The sequence below is a fragment of the Corynebacterium sp. MSK071 genome (assembly GCF_030232125.1).
Classification (GTDB): Bacteria; Actinomycetota; Actinomycetes; order Mycobacteriales; family Mycobacteriaceae; genus Corynebacterium; species Corynebacterium kefirresidentii.
In genome coordinates, this window is record NZ_JASPJA010000006.1 from 99,391 (window position 1) to 123,685 (window position 24,295).

The window sequence follows — 24,295 nt, forward strand, 5'->3', positions numbered from 1 at the left end:
AGGCCCTTGACTCGATACAAGGAGACAGTGTGATTATTACCGGACTTCTCACCGGCATCGTCTTCGGTGCTGTGCTGCAGCGCGGGCGCTTCTGCGTGACCGGCATGCTGCGCGATATTTTCCTCAATAAGACCTGGCGCGGTTTTACCGCTCTGCTCATTTTGATCTCGGTCCATGCCTTTGGCCTTACCCTGTTGGCCGGCGCTGACGTGCTCTCTCCGGAGATTGCTGATTTCAAACCGGTAGCCGTTATTGTGGGTGGTTTCATCTTTGGCCTTGGCATCATCTTGTCTGGCGGCTGCGCCTCCGGAACGTGGTACCGATCCGCTGAGGGCCTAGTCGGCTCGTGGATTGCGCTGCTGTTTTATGGGCTGTCAGCCGCCGCGATGAAATCGGGCCCGTTGGCCGGGGCGAATGATTGGTTCAAGCAGTGGAGCCTGCCGGTAACCACCATCCACGACGCGCTGCATATCTCGCCGTGGATTCTCGTGGCTGTGCTGTGGGGCGTGACCTTTATGCTGTGTCGCCACTACCGCGCCAAGGATGCCGGGCGCCCGAAGGTGGACTTGGGCCAGCCGTGGTACGCCAAGCCGTTGAATATGAATATCGCGGCGGTTGCTGTTGGCATCATCGGCACGGTGGGTTTCGTGCTCTCTGCCGACGCCGGCCGCAATGGTGGGCTCGGCATTACCACGCCGACTGCGGATATCGTGCGCTGGGCCGCCACCGGTGATTCCGTGCGCATGAATTGGGGCACCCTGTTGGTCATCGGCCTTCTGGTGGGTGCTTTCATTGCCGCGAAGTCCGCCGGCGAGTTCCGCGTGCGCGTTCCGGATGCACAGACTGCAACCCGCGCTATTTGGGGTGGCATCATGATGGGTGTGGGTGCTTCGCTGGCTGGCGGTTGCACCGTGGGCAACGGCATGGTGGAAACCTCCTTGTTTAGCTTCCAGGGCTGGGTATCGTTGTTCTTTATGGCACTCGGCGTGGGTGCGGGCGCACGTCTATGGCTCAAGCCGAAGAAGGCGCAGGGCCACCAGTCACGGCAGCCGCAGACCTACTCCACCGAGGAGTCCGTGGATAACTCGGCGGTCTCCGCCGAGGAGAAGGTGCTGCCGAGCTTTGCCTCTGCCACCGGGGCAGTGGCGCTCAAGACCAAACCACAGGCCAAGGAAAAGGCCCGTGCTCTAGGCGGTGGGCGCTACGCGCTGGATACCCTCGGTGCAGTCTGCCCGTTCCCCTTGATTGAGGCCAAGCAGGTCATGGCGGAGCTAGAGCCTGGTGAGGCGCTGGTCATTGATTTTGACTGCACCCAGGCCACCGACTCGATTCCGCAGTGGGCGGCCGATGAAGGCCATGAGATTCGTGATTTCCATCGCGCGGGCGATGCCGGCTGGCAGGTCACGGTAGTCAAAGGCGGCTAATTACATCATTGTCAGCTACTATGTGGAGGCAGAAGAATCGCGCGTGATTCTTCTGCCTCCTTTGTGGTTTGAAAGAAGTTATCTCATGCCCGAGTTTGATGATAATTCCACCGCCGTTGCGGATATTTTGCATGCCTTCGCCGTCTTTGAACGCGAGGAAGAACACGTGCTAGACGCGGAGCTGCGCCTTAACGTGTATGCCAGCTAGACCATGATTCGCGTCTTTTCCGCGCTGCTGCCTTCTGCCGCCGCGCGCGAGCATATGGTACATACGCTTAGGCCCATCCATGCGGCAACCACCAACGAGTTGCGCTGGACGGATCCGGATAATTGGCATGTGACCATGGCCTTTTATGGCGACCAGCCCAATGATGCCGCGGCTGTGCGCGAGCACCTCGCCCACGCGGTGGCTGGGCGCTCGGCGTTGGATGTGCATGTGAGCGGAGCGGGAAGTTTTGAGCAGCGCACCCTGTGGTTGGGCGTCGGTGGCCAGGCGCGGGGTGTGCGGGAGTTGATGGCGGATTGCCAGCTTGCCGATGTCCCCTTTAATCACCACCGCCCCCACCTCACCGTCGCGCGTGCCGGCCGGCGTACCCGTGATCCGTGGGTACTGGGGGATGTCGTGCGTGCGTTATCGGTGTACCGAGGACCGGACTTTTGCGTGGACCGGGTATGCCTTATGCAATCGCACCTAGGCGAGGGCCGCGGCGGCGGGCCGCGCTACGAAGTAATTGAGGAATACCCCCTGGTCTAGGCGGTGCGGGCGGCACGGATTTCCCGCACGAGGGCATCGAGCTCTTCGCGGGTGGCGGTGCGATCCGGGTGAGTGGTGCAAAAATCCAAAAGGAAGTAGCCGGCGTGCTGCAGCGTGATGTGGCGGGCCCAGAATTGGCGCACGGCTTCTGGGTTATCGGCGGCGAGGGATTGGATGGCGCGGCGCTCGGAAAGCAGCTCGTACTGTAGGTCACGGCGTGCGGACAATACGGAATCTGGGGTATTGACAAAGAGCAGTCCGAGCAGGGTAGCCATGGACTCCATCGCACGGACCTGCAGGCGGGCCTGATTGCGTACTGGGGCGCTGCGCTGCCATAGCCACAGCACCGCGGTGGCTATGAGGATGGACAAGAGGATCTCGCCGCAGCGAGCTTGAATAGTGGGCAACAGAGGACGGGTGGCCGAGTTGCCCATGAGAAGAGCGAGCGGGGTGGAGAAGATAACGCAGATGGCGTAGTTCTTCGCCACGAAGATTTCGGCACAGAATTGGCAGGCAGCCAACGCCAGCAGCAACGTCCAGCCATTAATACCGAAGTAGTGAAGGATGGAAAATAGCAGCACGCCCACTACAGAGCCGAGCATGCGGTGGATGCCGCGGACGGTGCCCGGCACATGGTCGGGTCCCCATTGCAGCATGAGGAAGGCAGAGACCACGCCCCAGTCCGGCCGGTCGAAGCCGAGGCTAAGGCCCACGAGCACGGTAATGATCGCCGAAAGAACCACCTTTTGGGTAGTGACCATGGCATGCGAATCCTGCACCGCGGCGCGGTAAAGCCGGTACCGGCCCGTGGGCCGGGTATGGGGGATAGCGGTGCGATTCGGGTCGACGTCGGTGACATGATCGGTAAGCTGGTCCGAATCGGAGCCGAGGTCAAGGGCGCGGTTATGTGCCACGATGGTGTGCTGGGCTGCAAGGGTGCGCTCTACTAGGTGGGCTCCTTGGGAGTCGATGATGCGGCCACCGCGGATAATGTGGGCGTCGGAAAGCGCCTGCCATGCAGCAAAAAGTGCGGTTTGTGCTTGGTGGTGGCGGGCGAGTGAATCATCCTGTCCGGCCTGGAAGGCAGACGCGGCCTTTTCCAGGCTGGCTACGGCGCGGCGCTCAGGGCCGTGCGGGTCAAAAAGGGCCGGGGCCATGCCGAGGATCAAGCTGGCCACCATGCCCGTCAGCGCCCAAAAGAGCAGCTGGCCCACGGTGACATCGGTGCGGGCGAGCATGACCGAGCCGCCGCCGACCATGACGAGGAAGAAGGTGCCCGGTGGCGGCAGGCGCAGCGCATTTTGGGCAAAGCCACAACCGGCGGCCAATGCCGTGGAGTAGAGGCCTGCGAGTAGGAGCCACCAATGGCCGTGGCCGGGCGCAAAGATAAGATGGCCTACCAACACGCCGACGGCGGCGACGGTAATGAGCGCGGTGCCGGCGGTGAGCATGACGCGCGGGCGGGTGCGATAGGGCTGTCCCTCGCCAAAGATGACGGTAAACGCGCCGGTGGAAATGAGCAGGATAGCGTAGTCGTGGCCGGTAAGCAGCGCAATGGCGCCGGGCAGGAGAATCGCCAATCCCGCGCGCAGTGCACCAGGCCAGCGCACCGAGGCGCTATTAAATGCGGTGAGTAGCTGGGTGGTGCTAGGGCGCTGCGGGATGGGATAGTCAAGCTGGGCGGCCACGGAGCAGCAGGATCCTTTCTAAGTGGAGTTATCTGACCCGACTACCTTACGCCCACCAACACCCGCTTTACATCTCGGCGGCCGCGATAAGCCGACGCGTGTAGTCCGTGCTGGGGGAGGACCATACGGCCTCGGTAGGGCCGTGCTCGATGAGCCGGCCGTGGTCGAGAACGGCGACGCTATCGCAGAGGTGGCGCACCACCGCAAGGTCGTGGGTGACAAAGAGTAAGGTGAGCTCTCGCTTGTCGATGATCTCTGCCAGTAGCTCCAAAACCTGCGCGCGCACGGACATATCGAGGGCCGAGACTGCTTCATCGGCCAGCAGGATATCTGGCTCGCCACACAGCGCGCGGGCAATGGAAATGCGCTGGCGCTGGCCACCTGAAAACTCGTGCGGGAAGCGGTCGAGGCTATCGGTCGGAAGCCCGACCTCCTCGAGCGCGGCCGCGGCGCGGGACCGCTTTTCGGCCTTGTTTGGGTTGCCCGGCATAGCCTCTGCGATGGATTTCCAGATCTTTAGCCGGGGATTGAGAGAGCCCTGCGGGTCTTGGAAGACCATCTGCACCCGGCCACGGACGGTGACCTCGCCGCTTGTGGGCTGGTCGAGTCCGGCAATGAGCTTGAGCAGGCTGGTCTTTCCCGATCCGGAGCCACCCACAATGCCGAGGCGCTCGCCGTGGTGCACGCGCAAGTCGATGCCGTCGAGTGCGGCGTGAGTGCCGTGCACCTTGCTAGCCCCTTCGAGCGTGACCAGGGAATCTTCCGCTGCGGCCGGGGCAAGGCTCATCTCTGGTGGCTGTGAGGAGGCGATAAGCTCGCGGGTGTAGGGATGCTCGGGCTGGGCAAGAATCCGCTCGGTAGGGCCAGACTCCACCACTGCGCCGTGGTGCATTACCACAACGCGGGGACACATGCGGCGGATGACTCCCAAGTCATGGGTGATGAAGATCAGCGCGATGCCGCGAGCCTTGGTCACGCGCTCGATGACGCGCAATACGCCATCTTGCGTGGTGGCATCCAGCGCGGTGGTCGGTTCATCGCAGATGAGCAGATCGGGGTGGCCGGCCATGGCCATGGCAATGAGCACGCGCTGGCGCTGGCCTCCGGAGAGCTGGTGTGGGAATCGGGTGGCGATATCGGCGGCCAGGTCCACCTCTTCGAGAGCGGTTGCGGCATCGCGCACCCCGGCGTGGGCCAGCTGTTTGCCCACGCGCATAAGCGGGTCCAGCGCGCTCATCGGTTCTTGGAAGACCATGGCCATGGTCTTCCCGCGCAATGGGCGGATGCGGGCATCGCGTGTGCCGACTACCTCGTGGCCATCTACTGTGACGGAGCCGCTCGCGCGCACCCCATCGGGCAAAAGCCCCATGATGGACAGCGCAGTGAGCGATTTTCCGGAGCCGGATTCACCAATAATGCCGAGCTTTTCGCCGGCCGCGAGCTCGAAGTTAAGCGGCCCCAGAAGAGCAGTGCTGGACCCAGCAGCGGTGACCGCCAGGTTATCTACTTTGAGCAGGCTCATCGCGCGGATCCTTTCAGGCGGGGATCGAGGAGGTCACGGAGGGCGTCGCCTAGCAGGTTAAAGCCCAGCACTGTCGCCGCAATGGCCAGGCCGGGCCAGAAGGCCTGCAGGGGAGCGGTGCCCAGAAGCGACTGGGAATCTTGCAGCATCCGGCCCCACGAGGCAGCCGGTGGGGCGGTGCCTAAGCCCAGATAGGACAGGCCGGCCTCGGCCAGGATGGCAAGCGCGAAATATACCGAGGCCTGCACGATGAGCAGACCGGCAAGATTAGGCAAAATATGGCGCCCCGCCACCTTCCAGCCTGGCACTGCGGAGATGCGCGCGGAGGAAATATAGTCCTGCGTGATGACCTGCAGCGTGCCCGAGCGCGCTACGCGGGCAAAGGAGGGAATGCCGGCGATGCCGATGGCAATCATGGCCGTCAGCGTTGAGGGGCCCCATACCGCGCCGGCAATGATCGCCAACAGTAGCGCGGGGAAGGCAAGCAACAAATCTGCACCCCGCATCACTAACGCATCGGCCCACGTGCCGCGGCGCATGCCAGCGAGGATGCCGAGCGGCACGCCGACCACGGCAGCAATTCCCACCGCCACTAGGCCGACGAAGACCGTAATCTGGGCACCTGCCATGATGCGGGAAGCGGTATCGCGGCCGAAGCGGTCCGTACCGAGGAGATGCTCGGCGCTGGGGCCGGCAAGGCTCACATCCGGGTGCGCGAGAGTAGGGTCATACGGCGTCCACACCAGCGAAATCACTGCCACCAGCACCGTGGCGGCGACGAGGATGGCTCCCAGCCAACCAGAAAAACGCAGCTTCATTATTTATCACCTGCCGTGATGCGCGGATCGATGAATCGGTAGGCCACATCCGTGAGGGCATTGACCACCAAGGCGAAGGCGACGAGGAGCATGACCAAGGTCTGCACCGTGGTCAGATCGCGCACCGCCACCGCATCTAGCAGCATCGAACCTATGCCGGGGATGACAAAGACGGACTCAATTACTACGGCGCCCACGACCATCGTGGTTAGCTGTACGCCGGCCACGGTAAGCACGGGCAGCGTCGCATTGCGCAGGCCGTGGCGCTTTAGCGCCTGCCACGGGGACTGGCCCAGTGCACGGGCGGTACGGATATAGTCCTGATGCAGTACATCGAGCACAGCCGAGCGCACATAGCGTGTCAGCATCGCACCTTGCACCACGGCCAGCGCAATGACCGGCAAGATGAGGTGGCGAATAAACTCGCCTGCGCCCTGGTTTGGCGGCACCCAACCATTGGCCGGCAGCCAGCCTAGGTGAACGGCAAAGATGGCCACCAAGATGATGCCGAGCAGGAAGCTGGGCACCGCAATGCCCAGCTGCGTACCGGCAGAAACCACATCCGCGCCGCGGGTACGGTTGCGCAGTGCCAACCACATTCCCACCGGGATTGCCCCGGCCAGCGCGAGCAGCATCGCTAAACCAATCAGGATGAGCGTGACCTGGGCGCGGTCTAGTACCAGCGGCGTAATATCTTGTTGCGAGGACAATGACTGCCCAAAGCTGCCGGTAAATAGGCCTTTTATCCACTCCCAATATTGCGTGAGCAGCGGGCGATCCAGGCCCAGCTCAGAGCTGAGCTTGCCGACGGCCTCTTCGGTCGCATTCACTCCCAGCGCCACCCGCGCCGGGTTGCCTGGCACCGCGCGCATGAGCGCGAAGATGATGATGGAGGCGGCAAAGAGCGTTAATGCAAAGCGCAGCAGCGGGCGCACGATGGCGCGCCCAGTAAGGCGAAGGGAAGTCATCGTGCCTCCTTTTCGGTGGTCACTGCGGAGCTGAGATCGCGCAAGATCAGCGCGTCCGTGACCTGATCAGGGTGCAGCCCGCGCACGCCTGTGCGGGTGAGCACGATATTTGGCATATTCATCAAGGTCAGCGCGCCGGCATCAGCCATGATCTGATCCACGGCTTGTGCCATGAGCTGGGGATAGTCCTGCTCGGGCGCGGAGTCGGCTTGGGCCAAAAGCTCGCGGGTGCGCGGCGAATCGTAGTTGAGGTAATAGTCCGGATCGCCGAATAGGGTTGGCACATCGCGCGGTTCTACGTGGGAGATGAGCGACATTTGATAGTCTTTGGCGCCCATGACCTGGCCCAACCATACGGCTGGGAACTCGGCGGATTCCAGCTTCACCTTAAAGCCAACTTCGGTGAGTTGCGAGTACAGCAGCTCGGCGACGGTCTGGGCATAGGGCAGCGTCGGTGTAGTCAGCGTGATTTCGGCCCCTTCTGCGCCGGCCTCTTCGAGCAACTGGCGGGCCTTATCCGGATTGTAGTCGTAGTAGCGCTTGCCTTGGAACCATGGATCTGTAGGTGGGATTGGTGCACCACCGGTGTCTTTGGCTAGGCCATTCCACAAAATGTCATTGGCCGCCTTGCGGTCGACGGCATAGGCGACTGCCTGGCGCACGCGCGGATCATCAAAGGGAGCCCGGGCATTATTCATGGATAGCAACACCTCACCATTGGTGGTGCCGACCTCGGTAGCGATGCCGTCCTTGACGTCGTCGAGAAGCTCCGGGTTTTGCACACCCCAGACCACATCCACGCCGCCGGCCTGCAGGGCATTGACCGAGGAGATGGTGTCTGGGAAATAGCGAACGGTGACATCGTGCGCGGCGGGCTTTCCCCAATAATTTTTGCGGACCTTGAGCTCCACAAATTCCGAAGGCGCAAAGCGGGACACCTCAAAGGGCCCGGTACCCACCGGTTGGGCGGCGAGGTTATCCATGCCATTAGGCGTCATCATCGCGCCGGTGGCCGTGCCCATGGACCAGAGCCAGCCATTCGACGGCTGTTTCAGGCGCACCTTTAGTGTGTGTTCATCGGTGGCCGTGGCTTTTTCTACCGGATCCATGGCTGCTGAGATGCCATTGGTCCATTTCTCGCGAACGTAATCAATGGAAAAGGCCGCGGTCTCGGCGGTAAAAGCATCGCCATTGGAAAAGGTGACACCTTTGCGCAGATGGAAGGTATAGCTGCGGGCATCGTCGCTGATCTCCCACGAGGTGGCGAGCCCTGGGGTGATAGAACCATCCTCATCGATGCGCACGAGAGTTTCGTAGACATTGTCCATGAGTACGGCGGGGATGGCAGCACCACCGGTAGTGGTGAAATCTAGGGAAGTGGCCGCCGAGGTGGAGGCTACGGTAAGGGAAGCAGAAGCGGAGTCGCTATCTGCTTGGGAGGTATCAACCACCGCGGTATGGCCTGCCGAGCACGCTGATACGGTTCCGACAGCGGCCGCCATGGCGAGGCTACCCAGCGCCCTGCCGGCGCGAAATCTTCTCATAGGAAGCAGGGTAGCCGGTGGGGATAGCTGCCGTGAAACTTATGCAAAATTTCCTGGAGTGGGGATAACTTCTAGGGGTGAAACGCCCCCGCGTACGTTGTTCATAGCCAGCTTCATGCGGTCCGCGCGATAGAGGTATACCGCCAATTCCACCGGTTCGCCGGAGTGGTTGGATATTTCCATCTGGAGCCGCCACAGTGGGGTGCCAGTGGCTACTTCAAGTGCCTCGGCATCCTCGGCCGTGGCTTCCTCCAACGTGAGTTCGCGGCGCACATTATCAAAGTCCACGCCGCATTCGTGCAGGTGCGCATGAATAGAGCCGGCATCCGCGTCGAAGTCCAAGATGTGCTTTCCCACCACCATGGGGAAATACATGCGCTCAATGGCAATGGGGTGGTCCTCGGTATAGCGCACGCGGTGGACAAAGACCACATTTTGTTCTGGGTCCACACGCAGAAAACGAGTGATTTCCCGCGGCGCACGGCGGCGAGCCAGCCACAGGGTGTGCTGTTGGGGATCCGCGTCATATTCGCTGAGCCAGCTGGAGATGGAATAGATGGATTCAAAAAGCTCTGCCTGGGTAGAGGCTAAAACGGTGGAGCGTCGCCCGCGGCCGGAGGAAACCAGCCCTTCGGCGCGCAAAGCCGCAACCGCTTGGCGCACGGGTCCGCGGGAAGAAGAAAACTTCTCGCATAAATCTGCTTCGCTAGGTAGAAAATGGCCTGGTTGCAGCACGCCAGAGCGGATCTGTTCTCGCAGGTAGTCCGCGATCTTTTTATGTTGCTGTTTATCGCGTGGGCTCATTCAACCTTTGTCCTTAGTCTCTCCGGGGCTTTTCGCAGCGGAGCGAAACACGTCAATGTTATTCCATTTTGCTAGGGTGCGCTAACGCAACAGCGTCACTAAGAAACTACGCGCTATTTGAGTGAAAAGGCACTAAATAAAATCACGCGCCGCTCTATCAGCGCTAGGTGGGTGGGAAGCACGCTAGGCTAAGTCTTCGTGAACGAGAGCACCGAAACTATTGAAGTACGCGAAGCCGGCGGTACCGCGCGCCTGGGCAAGGCAGTGACGATGGCTGTCATTATCGCCGTCGCGCTGCTGCTAATCGGTGGAGTGCTTATTTACTCGGCGCTGCAGGAGCCGGCCGACACACGCTTGCATACCGTTTACCTCATTGCCGCGCTCATGCCCTTAGGCGGGGCGCTGTGCGCGATGCTGGCGGTGGTAGCCTCCGCGCGGCGCCGAGCTCGTGCGCTGCTGCGCATTGGCGAGGATATTTCCTTGCCACTCCAGCGGACTAGGTATCCGGCCGCTGAGCTAGACCGCATGCAGTTCTATTCGCTCGAGCCGGGCCAAAATTTCCTGGCCCTGATTCCGCGTGGGGTACGCGTTTCTACCTTGGACGAAGCGCAGCAGTATTCGGTGCGATTGCCGGAGCAGGCGAACCTGGGACCGCGGGAGCTTGAGGGAAAACTCCGGGAACGGTTCCCCGAGGTCCCCATTGACCACCTAGGCCACGTAAGGGCCGAAGGCTAGCTCGGGGTGCCGGCTACGCGTGCCGGATCGAGCTGCCAGCCCTGTGCGAGCAGTTGCATATTCTTGATGACTTCCTCGTGCGAGCTGGACTGCAAGGAAACCATCAGCTCATCGGCCTTAGCGTGCTTCTGGAAGGTCTCGAGGTAGTTTGCCACCTCATCGGCGGTGCCCACGGCGGAGTACTTCAGCATGTCTAGGATCTGCTGGCCCTGGTAAGAGCCGATAATCTGCTCCACCTGCTCATCGGTGAGGTGCTTGCCGCGGCCGGCGAAGGCCTTGACGCGGTTGAAACACACGCGCTCGTATTCCTCCTGCGCCTGTTGGGTGGTCTCGGCGGCGGTGACGTTGACTCCGGCGATGAGGTAGGGCTTGCTGAAGCGCTCGGAAGGCTGGAAGTTCTCGCGGTAGTAGGTGGTAGCCTGCTCGAGGTGCTGCGGGGCAAAGTGAGAAGCAAAGGCATAAGGCAGGCCGAGCTTGGCGGCTAGCGAGGCGCCGAACATGGACGAGCCCAAAATATAGATCGGCACGTTGGTATTGGCACCTGGAACGGCGCTGACCCCCGGGATATAAGACTTGCCCTCGAGATAGGAGTTGAGCTCTTTGACGTCTTCGGGGAAGCGTTCGGCAGAGTGGGCGTCGCGGCGCAGGGCGCGGCCCAGGGTATTCATATCCGTGCCGGGTGCGCGGCCTACGCCTAAGTCGATGCGCTTGGGATACATCTCCTCCAAAGTGCCGAATTGCTCGGCGATGACATAAGGGGAGTGGTTAGGCAGCATCACTCCGCCGGAACCCAAGCGAATGCGCTCGGTCTTCGCACCAATGTGGGCGATGAGCACGGCCGGAGAAGAAGACATGATGGACTTCATATTGTGGTGCTCGGTGTACCACATGCGAGAATAGCCCAGCTTTTCTGCTTCCTGTGCCAACTGCACGGAGCGGGCGATGGATTGTGCTGGGGTCTCGCCCTCATAAATGGTGCAGAAGTCCAAGACGGAAAGATGCGCGCGTTCGGTCACGGGGAGAGCCTTCCTTTTGCTTTCGGTAAATCCTGTCTAAGTTCTCTTCTTCCAACGGTACGCGCCGCCTGACTATTCCGGGCGGGGCTATACCGCATCGCCGCAGGGGCCTGTTGACATAAAAATCCCCTCCGCCTCGGCACCGTGGTGAGGTGTGGAGTGGGAGGGGGAGGTAGGAAGGAGAGACTAAGCCTCAGCGAGGGCGTCGGCCTCCGCCGGCTCTGTTGCCGGTGGGTTGGCGGCCTCGTGCTTCTCGCCTGCCTTGGTGGCGATATCGACAACGAGGCCGATGACTGCCGCGATGGCGGTAGGGACGATCCAGCCGAGGTCTACGGACTGGCCAGGAGCCAAGCTCAAGAGGGGATCGAGTGCGTCGGTTCCCCAGCCCTGATCTGCGATAACGGACAAGGCCGACCACAGCACCGATACCCACAGTGCCAAACGGTAGGTCCAATAAAAGACCACGGACTTTTTCACCACTGGTTGGATCAGGGTGAGGAAGATAAGGGAAATAGCTGGTGGATACAGGAAAGTAATGAAGGGCACTGCAATGGACAGCACCGTCTCCAGCCCCTGGAAGGCGAAGAGAATGGACAGTGCGGTAAAGAGGCAGGCCCAGACGTGGTACTTCACCTTAGGCACAAGCATTTCGAAGAAGGCGGAGGTGGAGGTGATAAGGCCCACCGCGGTGGTCATGCAGGCCAGGATGACGATGGCGGAGAAGACGACCTGGCCGATGGTGCCCATGGTGAGATTTGCGGCGTCGGCAAGCAGGGGCGCTCCTGACTCATAGGACTGGCCATTGGGAATGGTTTGGCCTACCCACGCCAAGCCCAGATAGATAGCGGCCAGCAAAGCGCCAGCAACCAGAGCGGCAGTAATGGTGCCGTTAACCAGGGACTTCTTGGTCTTAAAACCCTTGGAACGCAAAGCGCCGACAATGACGATGGAAAAGGCCAGACCCGCAATGGCATCCATCGTGTTATAGCCCTCAAAAAGGCCGGTGACCATGGGGGAAGAAGTATAGTCCGCAGTAGGTGCTTGGGGATCGCGGGGATTGTTGAAAGCTGCCAAGGCGATGAGGACAACCAACAACGCCACCAAAGCCGGGGTGAGGAACTTACCCAAGGTATCGATAATGGAATTTGGCTTCCAAGACAGTGCTAGGGCGATAAGGAAAAAGACCACATTGAAGATGCCATTGGCCATGGTTCCCTCCCAGCCCAGCAGCGGGGTGATGGCGGTTTCCATGGAAACGGCGCCGGTGCGCGGCAGGGCGTAGAAGGCGCCGATGGCAAGGTAGGCCATTACAGAAAAGACGAGGCCGAAAAGCGCGCCACCGTTGGAGCTCAGGTCGCGCACGGAGCGGCCCGAAATGGAGACGGCAACAATGGCTAGGACCGGAAGGAGCACGCCGGCGGCGAGGAAGCCGAGGACGGCGGGCCAAAAATTGGTGCCGGCCGAAACTCCCACCATGGGTGGGAAGATGAGGTTGCCGGCGCCGAAGAACATCGAAAACAGCATCAACGACGCAATTACGATGGTGGCGACGGGCTTTGCAGTGCTTGACGCGACTGGGGTAGCCATGGTGGCTCCTTAATTTTCCATGTACAGCTAGAATGTGAGGAAGCTTTCCTTATTCCGCCGAGGGGTGATGGCGGGGTGGGGTGCGTCTCCGCGGTCCGAGGTGGCGGGTCACGCCTGTTCGTGTAATGAGACATTACCGCCCACATGGTGAGAAATCAAAGTGTGGGGGTGACGCAGAATACATGGTTGACCCAGCCGGGCCGACCTAATCGAGTGCGGCGAAGGCACGCTCCATGCGGTCGAGTGCCTCCTCCAAAATCTCGCGCGAGGTAGAGAAATTCAACCGCGCATGGCCCGGACCGCCGGTGCCAAAGGTATCGCCCTCATTGAGCGCGACCTTCGCATTCTCCCGCAACCACTTGGCCGGCTGCGGATTGCCGCCGATAGCGGTATCAGCAAAATCCAACCACAGCAGGTAGGTGGCCTCCGGCTTGCTGGTCTTTAAACCACGGATGCGCTGCGGCAGCTCCTCCACCAACCAATCGCGGGTCTGCCGCAGGTACGCTATTTCTTCATCGAGGAAGTCGCCGTACTCGCGGTAGGCAGTCTCCGCAGCAAGCACGCCCAAGGTGCCCGTGCCATCCTTGGCCACCCCAGTAAGGTCATTCCACGTGTGTACATCGGACGTATTGGAGAAAATAATCTGCGCGCACTTTAGCCCGGCAGTATTAAAAGCCTTGGAGGTAGCGGTTACCGTGATGGTGCGCTCGGCAGCCGCCGCGCTCAGCGACGCCACCGGGATATGCCGCCCCTCATAGACCAGTGGGGCATGGATTTCATCGGCCAGGATGCGCGCATCATATTTTTCCGCCAGTTCTACCAAGCCGGTGAGGTAGTCCTCGTCCAAGACACGGCCGAGCGGGTTATAAGGGTTGGCTAGCAAAATAGAGCCAGCGCCCTGCTGGAAGGCGCGCTCAATATCATCGAGCTCCAAGCTGGTCTCGATCTTTTCGCGGCCAGCGGTGCGCGGCAGCTCCAGCAGCGGAGGGTAGGAAGGCACTGGCACGATGACCGGGGAACCTTCGCGGGTAAAGTACTGCACTCCTAGCAAAAGACCCCGCACTACATCCCCAATCCAGAAAATATGCTCCGGGATAGGGCGCCAGCCATAGCGTGTGTCATAGAAATTAGCCACAGCCTCGCGCAGTCCTGAGGCCTTGGGTGCTGGGGTATAGCCGAAGGTTTCCCTATCCACCATCTCTTCCAACGCCTTCTTGATAGCGGGCGCGGTGGGGAAGTCGGACTCCGCAATCCACAGTGGCAACACATCTTCTTCGAAGACGGTCCACTTGCGGGTTCCGCGGGCTTGCAATTCTTCTAGGCTAGGAAACTCCATGGCTACAACCTTAACGCGAAGCCCGCGGCCACCCCAGCGCATTTATGCGCTTTTATTCAACTGGCTTATCTTCCCGCGACGGTGCAGGCTCCTAGACATCTGCCTCCTCTTCCTCCTCGGATTCGGAGGCGTGGCCGGAGACAAAGCCATATTTTTTCAACCTGCGGCGGTCTGCGGCCGAGGTGGATTGAGTGAGTTTGAGCAGTTCGGCATAAATGCCACCGGATTGAGCCAGCTCGGCCGGCGAGCCCATCTCATCGATGCGGCCGCGGTCCAAGGTGATGATGGTATCGACGTCCGCAATGGTGGACAACCGGTGGGCAATAATAAGCGTGGTCCGGTCCTTCATCAGCTCATCCAAACCGGCCTGCACGGCGCGCTCGGACTTGGTATCAAGCGCCGAGGTGGCCTCGTCCAATACCAAAATGGGGGCGTCTTTAAGCATGGCGCGGGCAACGGAGACGCGCTGCTTTTGTCCACCGGAAAGCTTAAGGCCGCGCTCACCAATAACGGTGTCATAGCCATCCGGGAAGGCCCGGATAAACTCATGGGCATTGGCGCGCTTGGCGACGTCCACGATTTCTTCCTCCGTGGCACCCGGCTTGCCGTAGGCGATATTTTCGCGAATGGTGCCGGAGAAAAGATAAGACTCCTGGAAGACTACGCCCACCGAGGCGCGCAGGCGCGAGGCAGTGAGATCGTCTACCCGGTGGCCTAGCACATCGAGGTGCCCCGCTGAGGGGTGGTAAAGGCCCAAAAGCAGGTTCACCAAGGTCGATTTGCCGCCGCCGGACTCGCCCACGAGTGCTACCTTATGGCCCTCAGCGGCCGCGAAGGAAATATCCTCCACCACGGGCTTGCCCTCCTCATAGGCGAAGGAAACGTGCTGAAAGGAAAACACCGGCGCGCCGGGTGTGGGCTCGAGCGGGCGAACCGGCGTGAGATCCAGCTGCGGGGTATGCGAACCGGTGGTGGCGGCCACCAGTTCGCGCGGGGCGGTGGGCTCGAGCTCTTCTTCCATTACCTTGAAGTAGTCCTTCGAACCGGCTATTGCGCGCTGGGCGGTATCGACAATCCAGCTCATCATAAAGACCGGCTGCTTCGCACTGGAGACCATCTGCAGCAACATGACCATATCGCCCAAGGAAAAATGCCCCTCCAGCGTGCGCCAGAAGATAACGCCGTAGATACCTAGGAAGATAAACGCCATGGCCAGACCGCGGAAGGTATCCATCATGTGCCACCAGCGCGATTGCGGCTTAGTGGTATCCACCACGGTGCGGTAGCGCGTAGCAAAGTGGAAAAGCTCGCGGGTCTCGCTCACAAAGGACTTGGCCACCTTGACCTGGCCTATGACCTCCGCAAAGCGGCCATTAGCCTGGTCAATATTCTCATTTTTAATGGCCTCAAATTTCTGCCAGCGCTTCGAGGTCAGCGCGGTAAGCCACATATATACCGGGAAGAGGAGAGCCAGCAGGATGGCCAGCGGCCAGTAGAACCACGCGGTAATGGCTAATACCGCGAGGGTTTGAATGATCATCGTGAAGAAGTTATTGGCAAAGGACTGCACGAACTGCGTGATATTGGCAATCGAGCGATCCAGCCGGGCGATGATCGTGCCGGTGACCTGGTTATCGTAATAGCCCTGCGGGAGCGCGAGCAGCTTGGCAAAGTAGCGGGTAGACAAAATCTCGCGCAGGCGCGAGACCATGACATCGCCGATGTAGCCACCAATATTGCGGAAGAGGGCATTGGCGGCGTCGGCAAGAAAAAGCGCCACAGCCAATAACAACACGGTGCGCAGCGCATCGCCGGCCGGGGCGTCCGTCTGCAGCGCCTCTACGATCGTATCGGTAGCGTGGCGCGTCAAAAAGGGCGATATCAGTGCTAGGACTGCGGTGACCGTGGCAGCTAGTAGCACGCCCAAGTAATAGGACCACAGGGCAGAAGCACTGCGAGTAATGCGCAAGATGGAATTCATAAAACCACACTCAATTCAAAAAGGCGGGTAGTGCGCGATTTTAAGGGAGGAGAGATTTAAGCGACTGCCTAGTATGCCACATGCGGGGTTCACGGGAGTAAATGCCTAAGTTCCGGAAAGATTAGGCTAAGGTACTTGTGCAGAAATACAACAATCTTCGCGTGCAAAGGATCCATCCACGGTGAAAAAATCTCACATACTCGGCGCAGGCGTGGTCAGCGCTCTCGCCGTGACCCTGACCGGATGTAGTGTTCTCCAGCCGGAAGAAACAGGGCTCGGGGACAATATCACCGTCTCCAGCTCCGAAGAAGCCCCGTACGAGGCCAAGGACACCGATGACAAAGAGGTCACTTCTAACCTTGCCGAGCCGGTAAAGGATAAGGGCTTGGGCGTGAGCTGGGAACTGCAGGGAGTGTATTCCGATAACAATTCCGGCGGCTCCGTAGTGACCATCCTGCTGAAGAATGAAAACGACGTTCCCTTGCCGGTCGACGCCTTTGAAGATCCCACCCTCGAACGCGCCGACGGCAATGGTGGCTGGGCCAAGATTAATTCCTTGCCCTATGACGAGCAGTCTGCCCCGGATGTGGAGCCACCAGGACTCGACCACCCGTTGGGAGCGGGTGCCTCGGTGAATCTGCAATACCGCTACGACGTCACTCCTGGCAACCTGTGGAATGCGCGCCTCCACGTAGGCAACGTGACCTGGGTAGGAGACCTTAATCTATGACGGAACTTGTAGTCTTGGCCTCTGCCGCGGGCGAACCCATCGGCACCGCTCCCAAGGCCGAAGTTCATACCTCCGATACCCCGCTGCACTTTGCCTTCTCCGCCTGGCTAACCTGCGGCGGCAAAGTGCTAGTCACGCGCCGCGCGCTGAGCAAACTCACCTGGCCTGGCGTGTGGACCAATGCTTTTTGCGGCCACCCCGCTCCCGGCGAGGAGAATACGGCTGCAGTACTGCGCCGCGCCTCCTTTGAGCTAGGCATCGCGCCTTCAGATCTATCCGCCCCGCGGCTTATCCTGCCGGATTTTTCTTATCGCGCGGTGGATTCTTCAGGCACGGTAGAAAACGAAATCTGCCCGGTATTTACCGTCGAGCTTGCCCCCGATGCGCAGTGGGAGCCCAATCCCGAGGAAGTAGATTCCTACCAGTGGGTCGAGCCGGCCCGGCTTTTTGCTGCCGCCGATGCCATGCCTGGCGTCTTTAGCCCGTGGATGATTGATGAGCTAGCGGACGAAAAGCTGCGTGCTGCGCTGTAATTACAGCTCCTCGTCGTTATAAAAGGCCGCGGCCACATAGTCCAAGGTGGCATAGGCTAGGCGACGCTCGCCCGTATCGAGGTCAAATTCCAGCACCTGGTGGTCATCGCCATATCTGGGGAATCCGGGCTCACCCGTGGTGGCAAAATGGCGTAGCCACTCGTTGAGCTCTTCGGCGGGGGCGTTGTTTTCCCCTTCGCTACCATTGCCGCCAAAAAGTGGGCCGAGCTCGGCGCAGTGCACTGCGGGGGCATTAGTGCGGGTAAATTCCATCATCCACGTAGGTCCTGGAGCATACTCGGCTACCTGGGCGGTCCAACGTCGCACTGCGGCATCACCGATAAGCCGGCCCATCGGCCGCTGCGGATCCACATAATGCGCCAGTTGCCGCCACTGCTTGAAGCGCCCCTGCGAAATCCCAAACTTGGGCGAAAGATAGCTGGTAATAAAGCCCGCCAGGGCCATCTTGTCAATGCGCTGGGCTGTGGGCATGTCATAGAACTCATCGCGGGTAGATGTCACCACGATAGGGATATCCGCCAGTTCTTCGGCCCGCAGTGGCGCGGGGCCCAACGCGACATCGAAGCGATATTTCTTGCGGAATTTGGCATACCCTTTGGCCAGCGATTCTGGGTCCATTTTTTCTAAAGCCTGGCGCGTGACCGGCACACCTAGAGCCTTGCGCAGGTCGGTGACGCGGTGCTCGAAGCGGTCGCGTGGGAATGCCGGCGAGAGCGCCAGCACGCGGCGGAAACCGCCCCGGAAGTGATCGCGGCGTGCGAGCCACAAGCTTATCGCCGCCCCAGCGGATTGGCCTACCAAGGTGATATTGGTTTTATCGCCACCAAAGGCCTCGATATTGTGCTGCAGCCACTCCAAAGCTAGGAGGCAGTCATCGATGGCGCGGTAGCGGTCCGCCTCATCGCCGTCAAAGCGCACGAAACCAGCCAACCCCACCCGATAACCGACGTTGACTTGGATTACACCGTGACGGGCATTCTTTGTCCCCGAAAGCCGCGGATCCTCGTGCGATCCGTGCTCGTAGCGCCCGCCGTGAACATAGACCACCACAGGGCAGTCGTTGGCATCGGCAGGAGTGGTAATGGACAAAGCAATATCTTCTGGGTGCGGCTCGCGGGCATCCTGATCGACGCTGCGATCATATGGCTCGGCAGGAGAGTAGGGGCTGGGGATGTTGCAATAGCGCACCGAATGGAAATAGTGCAGGCCATCTCGGCGCACGCCGGTGATCCGGCCGGAAGCGGTGGCGACGGTAACAGGAATCTGGGCGCTCGACATGTCAGCCAGACTACCGCGAGCAAGTAGGATAAGTAGCCATGGAGTGGTTGACGAGCTTGGGCAGCACGCTATCGCAATTGTTGGTGCAGGCGCCCGTGTGGATTCAAATGGTCATCGTGGTGGCCATCGCCGTGCCGCTCATGGTGGTCGTAGCGTGGTGCCTGATGTGGGTGGTCGACTACATAGCCAACCGAGGCAAACGCATGATTTCCCAGCAACGCAGCCACAGCACTAAAATAGACCACCATGGCTGAGGAAAATAACGAGCGCGCACGGCAAGAGCGCGCCGAGCTGCGCGCTAACCCCCGCGAGGGCCTTTGGGACCCCGAAGCCAAGCGCGCCGGCCAGTCTTCTACCTCGGCGGCCACGCCTGGTGCACAGCCCGTTAAACGCAAGCGCGCTCTGCCCAAATCCCGTGTCACGCTCACGTTGTGGACGATGATCGCGCTGGTGATAGTCGTCGCACTGATCGGCCTGTGGACCTAAACCTGCTCCACCCCGCACCAGCGCCTAGGCCCGGCGTTAGGCCTTCCGCTTTATGCTTTCCGGCTGGTGGCCTCTAAGCGCTGGAAGAATTCCAGACTAGGAAGATCCTCAATGAGCAGGGGAGCGCCGTTGGTATCACATAGCGGCACGCACCAATTGGGATAAAGATCGTGCGTGGTACCCGGCTGATTTTGTGCGCGCACATCACCCACCATGTCCACCAAGCTGGTGCACGCAAGAGCCGAAGGTGTACCTACGATATAGCGATGCAGCGCTTCGCTTATATCCTCCTCCGCGCCGCGAGAAGCGCGCTCTGCCGGATCTACGAGGTAATCGCGCTGTGGCAAGAGGCCACGGTCCGCCACGGTTGCGAGTACGCGGGCCTGCCACTCGATGTCATCGCGCTGCTCTTCTTCCACCGAGCGGGTAAGCACGCCTAGGTGCGCGCGTAGCGAAATATGATCGCCGCGCAGGTAGGCCAAGGTGGGCGGCAGATCATGCGTATTGACTGAGGACAGCGCCAGCTGGCGGTATTTCTCCTGCGGCAGCGGGGAGTAGTCATCATCGTCGCGTTCAAACCACACGATGGACGTACCCAGCACCGCCTTCTGAGCGAGCACATCTTGTACCCACGGCTCTACGGTGCCGAGGTCTTCACCAATGACCACGGCACCAGCGCGTTGCGCCTCCAGAGCCAAGATGCCCACCATGGCCTCAAAATCATAAGAGACATACGTGCCCGTCAGCGGGCTGGCCATGCGCGGGATCCAGTACAGGCGGAAAAGCCCTAAGATGTGGTCCACACGCACACCGCCGGCATGGCGCAGCACGGTGGAGAGCATCTCCCTCCACGGGGCGTAGCCGGCGGTGGCCAAGCGCTGCGGGTGCCACGGCGGCTGCGACCAATCCTGGCCTTGCTGGTTATAGTCATCCGGCGGGGCACCCACCGAGCACTGCGGTGCCAAGTATTCGGTGAGATTTACCGCATCGGCGCCACCTGGGTGCACGCCCACCGCCAGGTCAGTGACCAGGCCCAGGCGCATGCCGGCATCGAGCGCACGCTGCTGCGCGGCGGCTAGCTGCTCATCGCAGAGGAACTGCAACCAGGAATAAAAACGCGTGAGCTTGTCCATATCCAAGCCCTCGGCATGGCGCTGGCCCGATTGCGCCGCGGCATCGCGCTGCGCGCACCAGGCAGCGAAATCGCGCAGCCCGCGGCCCTCTTCGCGGGCATAGCTTACGAAAGCCTCTTCGCGCTCCGGAGTGGGCTGGTAATTAAAAAGCTCGCGCAGCACCTGCAGCTTGGCTTCAAAAATGGTGTCGCGCTCAATTTCATCTGCGCTGCGGTTGCGCTGGCGAAACTCTTCGGCCAGTTCGCGCACATCATCTTGTAAGTCCTCCGGCAACAGCTTGAGCTCCGGGATGGATTCGATGTGCAGGTAGAGCGGGTTGATAAAACGCCGCGTGGTGGGAAGATAGGGAGAATCCTCAATCGGCGGTAGCGGCTCGGCTGCATGCAGCGGGTTGACCAGCAAAAAATCCGCATGCGGGGCGAGTGTTTCAGCCAGCTGCCCCAAATCCTGGAAATCACCTATTCCCCAAGAAGACTCCGAGCGCACCGAATAAAGCTGCGCCATCACGCCGCTAATCGGGTGCTCGACAAACTCATCGGCCGTGGTGAGGTGCGCCGGGGTGATAATCAGCGAGCAGGCATGCTTGCCGATGCCCTCTGACTCCAGCACCAGCTCGTGGTAGCCCAGCGGCAGATCGCCAGGGATATGGAAGCTGGCCTCGCCCCATAGCGTGCCATCGACGTCTGCGTCTGGGGCGTCGTTGCGATCTTGGTAGACCTCGCGGGTGCCGCCTTCTTCCAATTCGATGTGTACGTTGGCGGTGTCGCCGGCATGTACATGCACAACGAACCCGCGCTCCTGACCCTGGGGTGCGACGACGCAGTGGGGAAGGGGCTGGGAGGAGCGGGTGAGGTAGTCGTCGTAAAGCAGCTGCGTCAGGGCTGCATCGTCTGGGTTATCTTCGATGGCCACGCCCAAGGCGCGCAGGGTATAGGTAATAGTGTCTTCAGCAACGTGGACGGGGAAACCAGACTGGGAGGCATAGCTGGTGGCCACGCCGTGGCGCTGAGCGAGTTCTTCAAGCAAGTCGCGGGTAGTCACAGGCCACATTGTGCCACGGGGACAACGCGCCTGCTGGGAAACAGATTGGTACAGTAGGCGGAGATTAATAAATAGCTGTTCGAAAGGACACCGCGTGACCCTGCAAGAAGTGCATACCCCGGCGCAATTTACTATCGAGCCGGGCGAAACCTGCCTGACCGCCCTGATGGACACCGCGAAGAAGCGTCCGCACGGCGTCATGTTTACCCGCCCAGCAAATTACGAGTGGGTCAATGTAACGGGCAAAGAATTCATCGATGAGGTCTTTGAAGTAGCCCAAGGGCTTATCGCCCTTGGCGTGCAGCAGGGGGACCGCGTCGCTCTCATCTCTGCTACCCGCTATGAGTGGTCCCTTTTGGATTTTGCCATCTGGGCCGCGGGAGCCGCCTCCGTGCCGGTCTACCCATCTTCCTCCGCCTCCCAGGTGCGTTGGATTATTGAGGACTCCGGCGCAGTGCTGGCCATTACAGAAACCCGCGAGCACTCCGAACTGGTAGAAAACCTGGTTTTGCAAGAAGATGGCGAGCCCAACCTCAAGGGCTCTCCTTCGCAGCTGCGCCGCGTATTGGAAATCAACTCCTCTGCCATTGACACCCTCAAGTTCGAGGGCCGCGGCGTGGCCGCGGAGGAGGTCTACGCCCGCATCAAGGCCACTTCCACCGATGACCTGGCCTCCCTGGTTTATACCTCGGGTACCACCGGCCGCCCCAAGGGCTGCATCCTCACCCACCGCAATTGGCTGGCCCAGACCCGCGGCCTGTGCACCAATCCCATTGGTATCTTTGCCGTCCCGGGCAGCCATACCTTGACCTTCCTGCCACTGGCGCACGTCTTTGCCCGCGCGGTATCCATTGCGGTGGCCATGCGCGGTGCCTCCCAGAACCACTGGTCGGACTTTTCCACCATTTCCATCGAGTTCGCCCGCTCCCGCCCGAACGTCATTTTGGGTGTGCCGCGCGTCTTTGAAAAGGTGCGCAATTCTGCCGCTGCTAAGGCCGCCGATTCTGCCATCAAGACCCTGCTCTTTGAGCAGTCCGAAAAGGTCGCCATCGAATACTCCAAGGCTTTGGACAAGCCGGAGGGGCCAGATCGCCTGCTGAAGGCCAAGCACAAGGTCTTTGACAAGCTGGTCTATTCCACCATCCGTAAGGGCGTGGGCGGCAACGTGAACTACTGCATTACCGGCGGCTCCGCCATGGGCCACGACCTGCTGCACTGGTACCGCGGCATCGGTATCCCGGTCTATGAGGGCTACGGCCTCACCGAGGTTGCCGCCGCGGCCGCGGTGGACTTTGTGGACCAGTCCATCGGCACCGTCGGCCCGCCCATGGGCGGCGTAACCTTCCGCATTAACGATGAAGGCGAAATCTGCATCAAGGGCGATATCGTCTTCCACGGTTACTGGAATAACCCGGAGGCAACGGCCGAAGCCCTCGAGGATGGTTGGTACAACACCGGTGACTTGGGTGAGATTGATGAGGACGGCAAGCTCGTTATCACCGGCCGCAAGAAGGATCTGATTGTTACGGCCGGCGGCAAGAATGTTTCGCCCGGCCCGATGGAGGATATCCTGCGCGGCCACCCGCTTATCTCCCAGGCCATGGTGGTAGGCGATGGTAAGCCCTTCGTGGGAGTGCTGCTGACGCTGGATCCGGATATTTTGAAGCGTTGGAAGCTGGACCACAATATTCCGGAAAATCGCTCTATGCGAGAGCTGGCCACCGATCCCACCCTGCGCGCGGAGCTGCAGGATGCCATCAACCAGGTCAATGCCACCGTCTCCCACGCGGAGGGCATCAAGAAGTTCTACATCCTTGAGTCTGACCTTACTGAGGAAGAAAATGAGCTGACCCCCACCATGAAGGTCAAGCGCAACGTGGTAGCGCAGCGTTATGCTGCGGCCATTGAGCATTTGTACAAGCGCTAGTCTGCGCGATGGGTACACCCGAGGACATGTCCTCGGGTGTTTCTTTTTGCCCTGCTTGGCGACGCCCCTTGTGCAGCTCAACCCGCCGCCCTCTGCTCTGGGCGGTCGAACCTGCCATAAACCTGTGAATGGCTTCGGAGTGTCGCGCGCCCGTGGCGGCGGATCTCGCATAGAGTCGTGAAGCGTTACAGCAAACCTCAACCTCTACTAGAGGTTAGAAATGGGACCGTGGAAGGAGTGGCTCGAAGCCAATGCACAAAATCGCCGCCGAGCTGCGCCACCGCGAGCTTACGCAAGAGATTTATAATATCGGCGACGAAGTCGCAGAATATCTCGAGCACCTCATTGAAGCCATCGAGGATTGGGACGAAGAGCTGTGCATGGATTGCCTGGCCGAGCTAGGCGATATCGTCGAAGATGCTCGCGTTGACTCCGGCCGCTGCGTGGGCGAGCTGATGGGCCTGCGCCAAGCTTTGGTTTCCGGCGTGCGCTCCGGCACGATTTCCGCCGCTTCTTCCGGTGTGAACGACGTGGAAGAGCCGGAACAACTCACCCCGCGCCTGCTGGATGAACGATTCCCCATCTCCAAGCCCATCGTGGTGCACGAGCTGGCCCAGTCCCTGCGTTACCGTACCCAGGCCGTGGCGGATTACCTGCGCGAGGTAGTCGAGTACGTGCTTGCGCAAACCGACGCCGTGGCCCGCAACCTCGACATGGTCTCCCTGCCGCACCTGTACAAGCGCACCGGCGAGTCTGCTCTCATTGCAGTCCAAGCGTGGAAGCACACGGTGCTTGATACCCACCCCGCCTATGTGCGCACGATGCGAGGGCATAACCCGCCGCAGTTCTTGGAGGAGCGTGCCCGCGTAGCGGCGGTGGTGGAAAAGGTTCGCGCTAAGCGTGAAGCGGCTCGCCGGGCTACTACTGCATAAATTATTGAGGCTTCCTTGTTTTAGACAAGGGGATGTT

The 24,295-nt window shown here is 60.6% G+C and carries 22 protein-coding genes; 10 read left to right on the forward strand and 12 right to left on the reverse strand.

Annotated features, from left to right (window positions below):
* Positions 1-29 precede the first annotated feature (29 nt).
* The 3 genes from QP990_RS06515 (at position 30) to thpR (ending at position 2,178) form a co-directional block, all read left to right on the forward strand.
* Positions 30-1,424, forward strand: a complete 1,395-nt coding sequence (locus tag QP990_RS06515) for a YeeE/YedE thiosulfate transporter family protein (protein WP_239207893.1) — start codon at positions 30-32, stop codon at positions 1,422-1,424.
* 85 nt (positions 1,425-1,509) lie between these two features.
* On the forward strand, positions 1,510-1,632 hold the full coding sequence (locus QP990_RS06520) for a hypothetical protein (RefSeq protein WP_005324145.1): 123 nt from the start codon (positions 1,510-1,512) through the stop codon (positions 1,630-1,632).
* 3 nt (positions 1,633-1,635) lie between these two features.
* On the forward strand, positions 1,636-2,178 hold the full coding sequence (gene thpR / locus QP990_RS06525; protein WP_284798745.1) for an RNA 2',3'-cyclic phosphodiesterase: 543 nt from the start codon (positions 1,636-1,638) through the stop codon (positions 2,176-2,178).
* Here thpR and QP990_RS06530 read toward each other — a convergent pair.
* The 6 genes from QP990_RS06530 to QP990_RS06555 form a co-directional block, all read right to left on the reverse strand.
* The gene (locus QP990_RS06530) at positions 2,175-3,866 is read right to left on the reverse strand and encodes an FUSC family protein (RefSeq protein ID WP_239207891.1); all 1,692 of its coding nucleotides are present in this window, start codon (positions 3,864-3,866) and stop codon (positions 2,175-2,177) included. The two genes, thpR and QP990_RS06530, sit on opposite strands and share 4 nt — an antisense overlap.
* Positions 3,867-3,933: 67 nt before the next feature.
* On the reverse strand, positions 3,934-5,388 hold the full coding sequence (locus tag QP990_RS06535; RefSeq protein WP_284798746.1) for an ABC transporter ATP-binding protein: 1,455 nt from the start codon (positions 5,386-5,388) through the stop codon (positions 3,934-3,936).
* On the reverse strand, positions 5,385-6,206 hold the full coding sequence (locus QP990_RS06540; RefSeq protein ID WP_239207889.1) for an ABC transporter permease: 822 nt from the start codon (positions 6,204-6,206) through the stop codon (positions 5,385-5,387). The genes QP990_RS06535 and QP990_RS06540 overlap by 4 nt, the downstream gene beginning before the upstream one ends.
* The gene (locus QP990_RS06545) at positions 6,206-7,174 is read right to left on the reverse strand and encodes an ABC transporter permease (RefSeq protein ID WP_239207888.1); all 969 of its coding nucleotides are present in this window, start codon (positions 7,172-7,174) and stop codon (positions 6,206-6,208) included. Before QP990_RS06545 ends, QP990_RS06540 begins: the two co-directional genes overlap by 1 nt.
* Positions 7,171-8,718, reverse strand: coding sequence for an ABC transporter substrate-binding protein (locus QP990_RS06550; RefSeq protein WP_259825563.1), 1,548 nt, complete (start codon positions 8,716-8,718; stop codon positions 7,171-7,173). Before QP990_RS06550 ends, QP990_RS06545 begins: the two co-directional genes overlap by 4 nt.
* Positions 8,719-8,757: 39 nt before the next feature.
* Positions 8,758-9,522 carry a GntR family transcriptional regulator gene (locus QP990_RS06555; RefSeq protein WP_086588313.1) on the reverse strand — a complete coding sequence of 255 codons (765 nt, stop codon included), beginning with the start codon at positions 9,520-9,522 and terminating at the stop codon, positions 8,758-8,760.
* Positions 9,523-9,720: 198 nt separating this feature from the next.
* Between QP990_RS06555 and QP990_RS06560 the strand changes: the two genes are divergently transcribed.
* Positions 9,721-10,257 carry a hypothetical protein gene (locus QP990_RS06560; RefSeq protein ID WP_239207886.1) on the forward strand — a complete coding sequence of 179 codons (537 nt, stop codon included), beginning with the start codon at positions 9,721-9,723 and terminating at the stop codon, positions 10,255-10,257.
* On the opposite strand, the gene QP990_RS06565 is transcribed toward QP990_RS06560, so the two are convergent.
* The 4 genes from QP990_RS06565 to QP990_RS06580 form a co-directional block, all read right to left on the reverse strand.
* Positions 10,254-11,273 carry an LLM class flavin-dependent oxidoreductase gene (locus QP990_RS06565; RefSeq protein ID WP_200288764.1) on the reverse strand — a complete coding sequence of 340 codons (1,020 nt, stop codon included), beginning with the start codon at positions 11,271-11,273 and terminating at the stop codon, positions 10,254-10,256. The two genes, QP990_RS06560 and QP990_RS06565, sit on opposite strands and share 4 nt — an antisense overlap.
* A 186-nt stretch (positions 11,274-11,459) precedes the next feature.
* Positions 11,460-12,860: a branched-chain amino acid transport system II carrier protein gene (brnQ, locus tag QP990_RS06570; protein WP_200288765.1), complete on the reverse strand. Its 1,401-nt coding sequence runs from the start codon at positions 12,858-12,860 to the stop codon at positions 11,460-11,462.
* A 205-nt stretch (positions 12,861-13,065) separates the two neighbouring features.
* Positions 13,066-14,196, reverse strand: a complete 1,131-nt coding sequence (locus tag QP990_RS06575) for a MalY/PatB family protein (protein WP_284798747.1) — start codon at positions 14,194-14,196, stop codon at positions 13,066-13,068.
* A 91-nt stretch (positions 14,197-14,287) separates the two neighbouring features.
* A complete protein-coding gene (locus QP990_RS06580; RefSeq protein WP_284798748.1) occupies positions 14,288-16,177 on the reverse strand; it encodes an ABC transporter ATP-binding protein in 1,890 nt (629 codons plus the stop codon).
* A 181-nt stretch (positions 16,178-16,358) separates the two neighbouring features.
* On the opposite strand from QP990_RS06580, the gene QP990_RS06585 reads away from it, so the two are divergent.
* Entirely contained in the window at positions 16,359-16,907 is a 549-nt protein-coding gene (locus QP990_RS06585; RefSeq protein ID WP_239205090.1) for a hypothetical protein, read from the forward strand.
* Entirely contained in the window at positions 16,904-17,440 is a 537-nt protein-coding gene (idi, locus tag QP990_RS06590; RefSeq protein WP_239205092.1) for an isopentenyl-diphosphate Delta-isomerase, read from the forward strand. The genes QP990_RS06585 and idi overlap by 4 nt, the downstream gene beginning before the upstream one ends.
* Here idi and QP990_RS06595 read toward each other — a convergent pair whose 3' ends face one another.
* Positions 17,441-18,739: a carboxylesterase family protein gene (locus QP990_RS06595; protein ID WP_239207882.1), complete on the reverse strand. Its 1,299-nt coding sequence runs from the start codon at positions 18,737-18,739 to the stop codon at positions 17,441-17,443.
* A 38-nt stretch (positions 18,740-18,777) separates the two neighbouring features.
* Here QP990_RS06595 and QP990_RS06600 point away from each other — a divergent pair, with 38 nt between their 5' ends.
* The gene (locus QP990_RS06600; RefSeq protein WP_200288770.1) at positions 18,778-18,993 is read left to right on the forward strand and encodes a hypothetical protein; all 216 of its coding nucleotides are present in this window, start codon (positions 18,778-18,780) and stop codon (positions 18,991-18,993) included.
* On the forward strand, positions 18,986-19,225 hold the full coding sequence (locus QP990_RS06605) for a hypothetical protein (RefSeq protein WP_086588323.1): 240 nt from the start codon (positions 18,986-18,988) through the stop codon (positions 19,223-19,225). Before QP990_RS06600 ends, QP990_RS06605 begins: the two co-directional genes overlap by 8 nt.
* Positions 19,226-19,275: 50 nt before the next feature.
* Here QP990_RS06605 and malQ read toward each other — a convergent pair whose 3' ends face one another.
* Entirely contained in the window at positions 19,276-21,399 is a 2,124-nt protein-coding gene (malQ, locus tag QP990_RS06610; protein ID WP_239207881.1) for a 4-alpha-glucanotransferase, read from the reverse strand.
* A gap of 94 nt (positions 21,400-21,493) precedes the next feature.
* Here malQ and QP990_RS06615 point away from each other — a divergent pair, with 94 nt between their 5' ends.
* Positions 21,494-23,326 (forward strand): long-chain fatty acid--CoA ligase, encoded by a 1,833-nt coding sequence (locus QP990_RS06615; RefSeq protein WP_239207880.1) that lies wholly within the window; start codon positions 21,494-21,496, stop codon positions 23,324-23,326.
* Positions 23,327-23,577: 251 nt separating this feature from the next.
* Complete coding sequence (locus QP990_RS06620) at positions 23,578-24,258, forward strand: hypothetical protein (protein WP_086588326.1); 681 nt, start codon at positions 23,578-23,580, stop codon at positions 24,256-24,258.
* The last annotated feature ends 37 nt before the right edge of the window (positions 24,259-24,295 follow it).

Excerpts from the sequence above, each read along its gene's own strand:
- QP990_RS06520 (WP_005324145.1), top strand. The coding sequence starts at position 1,510 with ATGCCCGAGTTTGATGATAATTCCACCGCCGTTGCGGATATTTTGCAT.
- thpR (WP_284798745.1), top strand. The coding sequence starts at position 1,636 with ATGATTCGCGTCTTTTCCGCGCTGCTGCCTTCTGCCGCCGCGCGCGAG.
- QP990_RS06535 (WP_284798746.1), bottom strand. The coding sequence starts at position 5,388 with ATGAGCCTGCTCAAAGTAGATAACCTGGCGGTCACCGCTGCTGGGTCC.
- QP990_RS06540 (WP_239207889.1), bottom strand. The coding sequence starts at position 6,206 with ATGAAGCTGCGTTTTTCTGGTTGGCTGGGAGCCATCCTCGTCGCCGCC.
- QP990_RS06545 (WP_239207888.1), bottom strand. The coding sequence starts at position 7,174 with ATGACTTCCCTTCGCCTTACTGGGCGCGCCATCGTGCGCCCGCTGCTG.
- QP990_RS06550 (WP_259825563.1), bottom strand. The coding sequence starts at position 8,718 with ATGAGAAGATTTCGCGCCGGCAGGGCGCTGGGTAGCCTCGCCATGGCG.
- QP990_RS06555 (WP_086588313.1), bottom strand. The coding sequence starts at position 9,522 with ATGAGCCCACGCGATAAACAGCAACATAAAAAGATCGCGGACTACCTG.
- brnQ (WP_200288765.1), bottom strand. The coding sequence starts at position 12,860 with ATGGCTACCCCAGTCGCGTCAAGCACTGCAAAGCCCGTCGCCACCATC.
- QP990_RS06575 (WP_284798747.1), bottom strand. The coding sequence starts at position 14,196 with ATGGAGTTTCCTAGCCTAGAAGAATTGCAAGCCCGCGGAACCCGCAAG.
- QP990_RS06580 (WP_284798748.1), bottom strand. The coding sequence starts at position 16,177 with ATGAATTCCATCTTGCGCATTACTCGCAGTGCTTCTGCCCTGTGGTCC.
- idi (WP_239205092.1), top strand. The coding sequence starts at position 16,904 with ATGACGGAACTTGTAGTCTTGGCCTCTGCCGCGGGCGAACCCATCGGC.
- QP990_RS06595 (WP_239207882.1), bottom strand. The coding sequence starts at position 18,739 with ATGTCGAGCGCCCAGATTCCTGTTACCGTCGCCACCGCTTCCGGCCGG.
- QP990_RS06600 (WP_200288770.1), top strand. The coding sequence starts at position 18,778 with ATGGAGTGGTTGACGAGCTTGGGCAGCACGCTATCGCAATTGTTGGTG.
- QP990_RS06605 (WP_086588323.1), top strand. The coding sequence starts at position 18,986 with ATGGCTGAGGAAAATAACGAGCGCGCACGGCAAGAGCGCGCCGAGCTG.
- QP990_RS06620 (WP_086588326.1), top strand. The coding sequence starts at position 23,578 with ATGCACAAAATCGCCGCCGAGCTGCGCCACCGCGAGCTTACGCAAGAG.